The sequence below is a fragment of the Oleiphilus sp. HI0080 genome (genome assembly GCF_001635135.1).
Genome location: NZ_LWFU01000287.1, coordinates 1 through 338 on the forward strand (window position 1 = coordinate 1; position 338 = coordinate 338).

The window sequence follows — 338 nt, forward strand, 5'->3', positions numbered from 1 at the left end:
CATGTTCAATATTGTTGGTTTCGGTCTCGTCCGTTGCGGCAAAGCCGGTTGATGTAAAGGAAATTCGGCTGTGGAACGCGCCGGATCATTCGCGCTTGGTTTTAGATCTTGGGTCATCTGTCAGTCACAAACTAATGACTTTGCAAAATCCAGAGCGTGTGGTGATTGATCTGAAAGGCGCTAAAAAGAAAACGCGTTTTGATACGCTTGATCTTGCGGCATCTCCGGTTAAGTCAATTCGCAGTGCGGTGCGTAATGGTTCAGATCTTCGTATCGTTCTGGACATGAAGCAGCAGGTGAAGCCAAAGAGTTTTCTTTTAGCACCCAACGACCAGTAC

Annotated in this window: 1 protein-coding gene; it reads left to right on the forward strand. The window is 47.0% G+C overall.

What is annotated here, in order from left to right; translation table 11 throughout:
- Positions 1–338: AMIN domain-containing protein (locus A3751_RS03015; protein ID WP_156492229.1), on the forward strand; the 338-nt coding region annotated here is incomplete at both ends.